Origin of the sequence: uncultured Rummeliibacillus sp. (genome assembly GCF_934216135.1) — a bacterium.
GTDB lineage: Bacteria > Bacillota > Bacilli > Bacillales_A > Planococcaceae > Rummeliibacillus.
The window spans coordinates 228,387-236,369 of sequence record NZ_CAKQBI010000002.1 but is presented as its reverse complement, the minus strand read 5'-3'; the positions used below and the strand labels follow the sequence as shown (position 1 = coordinate 236,369).

Sequence of the window (7,983 nt, the reverse complement as noted above, 5' to 3'; positions counted from 1 at the left end):
AGTGGTTAAGACACCTCCCTTTCACGGAGGTAACATGGGTTCGAATCCCGTAGGGGTCATATTAAATCCTTTAGAACGTTAAGTTCTAAAGGATTTTTTTATGTCTATTTTTATAATCTTTTTGTAAAGGTTCTATACTAAATGTAGTGGCTCATTCTCCATCCTTATCCTATGGTGTTACCTATATCTTTATATTGATGTGTTACTACGATTGATAAAACTGTCGATGTCCAATATGGATAAAAAAGTTGAGATAAAAGAACTGAGTTTTGAAAAACGAAGCACGATTTGTAATTAAAAGATTTAGGTAATTATATTAAACCCAGAAGAAACTGCTTAACAATCAAACAGAAAAAGAATCAGAGTGAACTTATAACATAAAAATAGTTTGAAAATCAATATAAACAGTATTGACATTTACGTTACGTCAATCTGTATATTGATTGTACGAGGTGATGAAAATAGAATATACCATTCAGCAACTTGCTATACTTTCTGGAGTTACGACTAGGACATTACGTTATTATGATCAGATTAATTTACTTAAACCCTTAAGATTTACTAATTCGGGTTATCGCATTTATGGAGATTATGAAGTGCAATTGTTGCAGCAAATTTTATTGTATCGTGAATTAGGTTTGAAATTGGAAGAAATAAAACAAATTATAAATGAATCGAATTTTGATATAAAAAATGCTTTACAAGAACATCAAAAGAAATTACTAAAAGAACGAGCGATAATCGATAAAATGTTACTTAATGTTAAAAAGACAATTCAATCTTTGGAAGGAGCATATGAAATGAAGGATCATGAAAGATTTGAAGGCTTAAAGGATAAAAAGATTCAAGAAAATGAGGAAAATTATGGAAATGAAATTCGCGGGAAATATGGTAATGATGTAATAGATGAATCGAATAAGAAATTACAAGGAATGAGTGAAGAAGTATTTAAAGAAAATCAAATTCTAGAAAAGAGAATAATTGATTTGTTAAAAGAGGCGATGATAACAGGAGATGTTACAAATATAAAAGCACAGGAAGCTGTAAAATGCCATAAAGAATGGCTAACACATTATTGGCCATCTTATTCTAAAGAAGCCCATAAAGGCCTTGCAGACTTATATGTAGCTGATGAGAGATTTACAGCATATTATGATCAGCACCAAAAAGGTATGGCACAATTTTTACGAGATGCAATATATGCAAACGTTTAAAAAGTGTACAGTTCAGTGTTAGTGTTAACTTTATAACTTATAAAAAAGATGAAAGGAGCTCGGAATATAGAGTTCCTTTTTTAATACATATTCTGAAATTCAATTTTAATCATGAAGATAGTTTTATTTACAAATATGTGCTTTGAAAAAAGAAATTTGGGGCATAAATATTACAGAATGGAGGTTTAAGTTAATGACAGATCAACAATTACACACATTAAAAAAATTATTAACAGATGAACAAAAAAGGATTAAAGCAAGAACAGATAACGATGAAATATTTGAGTCGACAGAGTTATCTAATTATGATAATCATCCAGCCGACCAAGCTACTGACATGATGGATTCAGCAACTGAATTGGCGATGGACAAGTTTAACGAATTTCAATTAGATAATATTGAAAAAGCTCTAAAAGCAATAGATGATGGCACCTATGGACATTGCATAGTGTGTGGCATCGAAATCCCCTTTGAGCGGATGGAAGCAATGCCAACTACATTAACTTGTATAGAGCATTCCGAAAGAACTGCTGGTACACAAGAACGCCCTGTAGAAGAAGAAATTTTAAATGCGACAACTTCTGATCCAAGTAATTTAAAGGACTACCGAATAGATGGTGAAGATAGTTTCCTTGTAGTCGAGGAATATGGCTCTTCAGACACTCCATCTGATGTAGGATACGATTAAAGACAACCCATACATTTATTATAAAATTAGGTAAAGCCAACTGAAAGTAAATTTTCTGTTGGTTTTTCTTATGGATATCTAATATGTAGCTAGAAAGTTCTAATATAATAAGATAAAAAAGTAGGTGCATATATGAAGATTATCGATTTACATTGTGATGTATTAGGTAAGTTAACGAAAGCTGACCCACCCATTAAATTTTCCTCTGCTATTCAACTACAAGCAAGTAAGGAAAAACTACAAGCAGGTCAGGTCGTGATACAAGATTTTGCTATCTTTATAGGAGAAGATGTTCCACAAGCCGATAAATTTACCGAGGCTATGCGACAAGTTGAGTTATTTTATACAAATGTATTACAGCCCAATCCTGATGTAATCCATATAACAGATTGGAAACAGGTATATACATTAAAAGAAGGACAATTAGGGGCAATATTAAGTTTAGAGGGCTGTGATGCAATTGGAGAAGACCTTTTAAAGTTGCAAACCCTTCTAGATGCAGGTGTAAAATTAGTTGGTCTAACATGGAATTTTGAAAATAGTGTGGCTTATGGGGCAGAAGAAAATCCGAATCAGGGACTGAAGCCATTCGGTAAAGAAGTCATTGAATTATTAAATGATAGAGATATTATTATTGATGTATCACATCTCAACGAAAAAAGTTATTGGGATATTTTGCCTTTAGCAAAGCATTTGATAGCGAGTCATTCAAATGCAAGAGCCTTGTGTAATCATACTAGAAATTTATCAGATGAGCAGGCAATCGCATTAGTAAAACAAGGTGGTCATATTCACGTTGTATATTATCCACCGTTTATTAAAGAAGGTACAGACGATGTCACTATTGATGATTTGGTTAAACATGTGAAATATTTGGCTGAATTAGTGGGGATTGAGCATATAGGGTTAGGATCTGATTTTGATGGGATTGACAGAACGGTTATTGGTCTTGAAAATGCATCCCAATCGCAAAATTTAATCTTAACATTATTTCAGCACTTTTCAGAAGATGAAGTGAAGATGATTGCAAATGAGAATTTTCTTCGATATATACAAAAACAGGGTATATAGAATTATCTATATGCCTTATTTATTTTGTAGAAATAAAAAGGTAAATAAGTGCTGAATTTTATAGAAAGATGTATGATAGTATAGGATAACGAAGGATGTACGAGTAGATAAGTATATCAATCTACTGACGGAGGGAATTTTCATGAATCGTAAGTTGTCGACAACAACCGGCGACCAAATTGAAACTGAGACAGAAAAGTCGACACTAAAATTTTTTACAGAAACAATTGAAGTGAATCGATTATCAGCGTTGGCATTTTTTGAAGCAGGGGAAGAGTCCTTTGCAAATCAGAGATATTATTGGCAAAATCGCGAGAAAACGTTTACATTAGTAGGTTTGGGTTATGCACATATTATAACAAGTCATTCAACAGACCAACGTTTTGATGATGTGGAACAACAATGGAAAAAGCTAACACAGCATATTGTAACAAATGACAAAGAGTTACAACCGATTCTGTTTGGCGGTTTTACCTTTGATCCTGAAAATGGTGTTTCAGGTGAATGGGAAGGCATGCCACCAGCATTTTTTGTAGTTGCTACATATCAACTAGTTATACGTAATGATCATGTTTATATTAGTACAAACTATATTGCAGAACAGGAAAATCCGCAAATATTAAACGAACTATGTAAAAAACGTGACGAACTTATGCATACGGCACAAGTAAAAGCATTGAAAACATATGCTAAACCAAAAGTGAAAAGTAGTTTTGAACCTTTTAAAGAAGAATATTTAGAATCTATTCATCAAGTGACTTCTTTAATTCGTCAAAAAGAAGCTGATAAAGTGGTAATCGCTCGATCACTTGCTTTAGAATTCGAAAAAGAAGTATCATCACCAAATGTTTTATCTCAAATAATTTTAGAACAACCAGAAAGTTATTTGTTTGGGCTAGAACATAATGAAAAGCTGTTTTTTGGTGCTTCGCCTGAACGCTTAGTAAAAGTCGAAAATTCTTATGCTTACTCTTCATGTGTTGCAGGTTCTGTAAAACGTGGTAAAACTGCAGAAGAAGATGAAGGCTTAGGACAAAGTTTGTTAAATGATGCAAAGAATCGTTCAGAACATCAATATGTTGTAGATATGATTGGACATACATTTAAAGAAAACTGCGCAAGCTATACTATTCCATCAGAGCCAAGACTTTTGAAAATAAGAGATATTCAACATTTATATACACCTGTAGAAGGACACTTAAAAAATGATGCAACTATTTTAAAATTAGTAAAAACATTGCATCCAACACCAGCATTAGGTGGTGTACCACGTATGAAGGCTATGGAAGTCATTCGTAAATATGAACCTATGAATCGAGGTTTGTATGCAGCACCAATTGGCTGGTTAGATGCTAATGGAAATGGAGAATTTGCAGTTGCAATTCGTTCTGCATTATTACATCAAGATAAAGCCTATTTATATGCAGGTGGTGGAATTGTTGCAGATTCACAACCGCAAAGTGAATATGAAGAAACACTTGTGAAATTCCGTCCGATGATTCGTGCTTTAGGAGGACAATTACATGAATAACAAAGAGATTCTAACAAGCTATGTATATAAGCTTGTTGCATCTTTATATCAAGCAGGGGTAAAGGATGTTGTAGTAAGTCCAGGTTCACGTTCAACACCTTTAGCATATGCTTTTGCACATACAAAAGAATTTAAAATGTACAGACAAGTTGACGAAAGATCAGCTGCATTTCTAGCTTTAGGGATAGCGAAAGTAAGTGCAAATCCAGTTATTCTTATTTGTACATCAGGTACTGCAGCGGCTAATTATTTTCCAGCAATTGTAGAAGCGAAGTTAGCTAGAACACCTTTAATCGTATTAACCGCAGACAGACCTCATGAGCTTCGTGAGGTAGGAGCACCGCAAGCAATAACACAACCTAATTTATATGGCAATCAAGTAAAATGGTCAGTTGATTTTCCAATACCGGACGAGTCACCAAACACTTTGCCATTTATCGAACGTCATATTGCGCGAGCTGTTGCAATTGCGACAACAGCACCAGTAGGACCTGTACATGTCAACGTACCATTCAGAGAGCCTTTGTTAATAGACTTTCCTAAACAATTACCAACAGTGTCATTCATAGAAAGTATGCCACAAGAAATTCGTCCAAATGAGCATGCTATGAATATGTTGGAAACTATAATTGGACATGCCGAAAAAGGGATTCTAATTATGGGAGAAATGGCTCAAAATACAGATTTGAATATTATTTGGGACTTTATTCGCCATTTGAAATGGCCGGTTCTTGTAGAAAGTCTTTCTCATCTACGTGGAAATGTGCCAAATGATTGCGCAGATTTTGTCATTGACCAGTATGATGCTCTTTTGAAAAATTCAACATTTAAACAAGTAGCAGCTGCAGATACTGTAATACGTTTTGGTGCACAACCAGTTTCAAAACCGTTGATGCAATTTTTAAGTAATGTTCAGCCAAAAACTTACTTGGTTATTGATGAGGATCCAATGTTTAGAGACTCATTAGCTATTACGACACATCATATTCAAGCACAAATAGGCAGCTGGTTAAATGATGTTACGATCACCAATTTAAGCACTGATAGCGACTATGTACAAAACTGGTTGGAAGCCAATGAAATAGCCTCTCACCATGTGAAAGAATACATCCAAAGTGAATCTGATGAAGGCGCTTTAGCAGCAACGTTATTTGAGCATTTACCTGACCATTGTAATTTATTTGCAAGTAGTAGTATGCCAATCCGTGATGTAGATACGTTTTTCTATAAAACAAATAAAGATGTGCGTATTTATGCTAATCGCGGTGCAAACGGAATTGATGGCGTTGTTTCAACAGCAATTGGTACACAATTAGCAACAAATAGACATTCGTATTTATTAATAGGAGATTTAGCATTTTTACATGATTCAAATGGATTAATAGCTAGCCGTTATCAAAATTGTGATATCACAATTGTTGTGATGAATAATAATGGTGGTGGCATTTTCTCTTATCTTTCACAGGCAACTGTAGAAGATTATTATGAAGAGTTATTTGGTACCCCTTCTGATTTGCAATTTTCGGATTTAGCAAGAATGTACGATGCTCAATATGATGTCATTCACTCAAAAGAAAAGTTTGTACAGGTACTTGAATCCCCTAAAGTAAAACCTGTCCGTATTATCGAAGTGGTAACAAATCGATCAGTTAATGTCCAATCTCATCGAAATTTATGGGACTCTATTAGTAAGGAGTTAGATGAAAAATGGCAAGCGTAATGACATCTGTAAGAGATTTAAATGTACATTACCAAATTATAAATCCTCAAGCTGAAAAAACGCTTGTTTTCTTACATGGCTTCACAGGTAGTACAAAGACATGGGATGAGGTAATTGAGTCATTTGAAGAAACTTATCGTATTATTACTATAGATTTGATTGGTCATGGGTTATCGGATGCTCCATATATCGTCAAAAGATATTCGATGGAAGAACAAGTTGAATTATTGCATGACTTTTTTGAAGCAAGACGTATTCCGTCATTTACTCTAATTGGTTATTCAATGGGAGGACGTGTAGCGCTCGCTTTTACGATGAAATATGCGGAAATGGTTGACCAGCTAATTTTAGAAAGTTCTTCACCTGGACTTAAAACAGAAGAAGAACGTGAAGCGAGAAGAAAAAGTGATCGTGCATTAGCAGAAAAAATTGAAAAGTATGGACTAGATGCTTTTGTGGAACAATGGGAGAACATTCCTCTTTTTGAATCACAAAAAAAATTGTCAGAATCAAAACAACAAGCAATACGAGAAGAAAGATTAAGCCAACGTGTAGTTGGTTTAGCCAATAGTTTGCGTGGCATGGGAACTGGATCACAACCATCCTTTTGGGGTGATTTGCAGAACTTTACAAAGCCTGTACTATTGATAACAGGTGAATTAGATAAAAAATTCCAACAAAAGGCCATTGATATGAAGGAAAGATTCTTATATTGCAAAAATGTAATCGTATCAGGTGTTGGCCATGCAATACATGTGGAAAATCCACAAATCTTTGCTACAATAATAGAGAAACACCTAGAAACAATATAGGAGGATTTATAATGACTCGTGAATGGGTAACAGAACATGTCTACGAAGATATCAAATATGAATCTTATAACGGCATTGCTAAAATTACTATTAACCGTCCAGAAGTAAGAAATGCATTTCGTCCAAAAACAACTGCAGAAATGATCGATGCATTTACTCGTGCTCGCGACGATGCAAAAATTGGTGCAATTATCTTAACTGGTGAAGGCGAAAAAGCATTCTGCTCAGGCGGAGACCAAAAAGTACGTGGTAACGGTGGTTATGTTGGTGAAGACAATATTCCTCGCCTAAATGTACTTGATCTACAAACTTTAATCCGTAAAATTCCAAAACCAGTAGTAGCAATGGTTGCAGGATATGCAATCGGCGGTGGACATGTACTGCATATCGTATGTGATTTAACAATCGCTGCTGAAAATGCTCGTTTTGGACAAACTGGACCAAAAGTAGGTTCATTTGACGCTGGTTACGGTGCAGGCTATTTAGCACGTATCGTTGGACATAAAAAAGCTCGTGAAATTTGGTATTTATGTCGTCAATACGACGCGCAAGAAGCATTAGACATGGGTCTTGTAAATACAGTAGTACCTTATGAAAAACTTGAAGATACTACAGTAGAATGGTGTGAAGAAATGCTTAAAAAATCACCAACTGCTCTACGTTTCTTAAAAGCTTCATTTAACGCAGATACAGATGGTCTTGCTGGTTTACAACAATTAGGTGGAGACGCTACTTTACTTTACTACACAACAGATGAAGCAAAAGAAGGTCGCGACGCATTTAAAGAAAAACGTGATCCAGACTTCGGTCAATTCCCACGTTTCCCATAATAGAATGAATTGTCTATAGAAAGCTACTCTCGTTTGAGAGTAGTTTTTTATTTACTGCTTAAATTGTAGCAATAATAGTAAAAGTAATATCCTTGCACGTATACCTTTGATACGAGC

General features: G+C 34.7%; 7 protein-coding genes. All 7 read left to right on the top strand.

Features of this window, described 5'->3' with window-relative positions; translation table 11 throughout:
• The first annotated feature begins 461 nt into the window (after positions 1-461).
• The 7 genes from Q0977_RS02790 to menB all read left to right on the top strand — a co-directional run bounded on the left by Q0977_RS02790 (position 462) and on the right by menB (position 7,866).
• Entirely contained in the window at positions 462-1,214 is a 753-nt protein-coding gene (locus tag Q0977_RS02790) for a MerR family transcriptional regulator (protein WP_119416915.1), read from the top strand.
• A gap of 193 nt (positions 1,215-1,407) precedes the next feature.
• Positions 1,408-1,902: a TraR/DksA C4-type zinc finger protein gene (locus tag Q0977_RS02785; protein WP_299510386.1), complete on the top strand. Its 495-nt coding sequence runs from the start codon at positions 1,408-1,410 to the stop codon at positions 1,900-1,902.
• A gap of 132 nt (positions 1,903-2,034) precedes the next feature.
• Positions 2,035-2,973 carry a dipeptidase gene (locus Q0977_RS02780; protein WP_299510384.1) on the top strand — a complete coding sequence of 313 codons (939 nt, stop codon included), beginning with the start codon at positions 2,035-2,037 and terminating at the stop codon, positions 2,971-2,973.
• Positions 2,974-3,115: 142 nt separating this feature from the next.
• Positions 3,116-4,504 carry an isochorismate synthase MenF gene (locus Q0977_RS02775; protein ID WP_299510382.1) on the top strand — a complete coding sequence of 463 codons (1,389 nt, stop codon included), beginning with the start codon at positions 3,116-3,118 and terminating at the stop codon, positions 4,502-4,504.
• Positions 4,497-6,224 carry a 2-succinyl-5-enolpyruvyl-6-hydroxy-3-cyclohexene-1-carboxylic-acid synthase gene (gene menD / locus Q0977_RS02770; RefSeq protein ID WP_119416911.1) on the top strand — a complete coding sequence of 576 codons (1,728 nt, stop codon included), beginning with the start codon at positions 4,497-4,499 and terminating at the stop codon, positions 6,222-6,224. Before Q0977_RS02775 ends, menD begins: the two co-directional genes overlap by 8 nt.
• Complete coding sequence (gene menH, locus Q0977_RS02765) at positions 6,212-7,036, top strand: 2-succinyl-6-hydroxy-2,4-cyclohexadiene-1-carboxylate synthase (RefSeq protein WP_299510376.1); 825 nt, start codon at positions 6,212-6,214, stop codon at positions 7,034-7,036. The genes menD and menH overlap by 13 nt, the downstream gene beginning before the upstream one ends.
• An 11-nt stretch (positions 7,037-7,047) precedes the next feature.
• Positions 7,048-7,866 carry a 1,4-dihydroxy-2-naphthoyl-CoA synthase gene (menB, locus tag Q0977_RS02760; protein WP_299510374.1) on the top strand — a complete coding sequence of 273 codons (819 nt, stop codon included), beginning with the start codon at positions 7,048-7,050 and terminating at the stop codon, positions 7,864-7,866.
• Positions 7,867-7,983 lie beyond the last annotated feature (117 nt).

Bases quoted from the DNA above. Each gene is read 5' to 3' on its own strand.
- Q0977_RS02785 (WP_299510386.1), top strand. From the start codon at position 1,408: ATGACAGATCAACAATTACACACATTAAAAAAATTATTAACAGATGAA.
- Q0977_RS02780 (WP_299510384.1), top strand. From the start codon at position 2,035: ATGAAGATTATCGATTTACATTGTGATGTATTAGGTAAGTTAACGAAA.
- Q0977_RS02775 (WP_299510382.1), top strand. From the start codon at position 3,116: ATGAATCGTAAGTTGTCGACAACAACCGGCGACCAAATTGAAACTGAG.
- menD (WP_119416911.1), top strand. From the start codon at position 4,497: ATGAATAACAAAGAGATTCTAACAAGCTATGTATATAAGCTTGTTGCA.
- menH (WP_299510376.1), top strand. From the start codon at position 6,212: ATGGCAAGCGTAATGACATCTGTAAGAGATTTAAATGTACATTACCAA.
- menB (WP_299510374.1), top strand. From the start codon at position 7,048: ATGACTCGTGAATGGGTAACAGAACATGTCTACGAAGATATCAAATAT.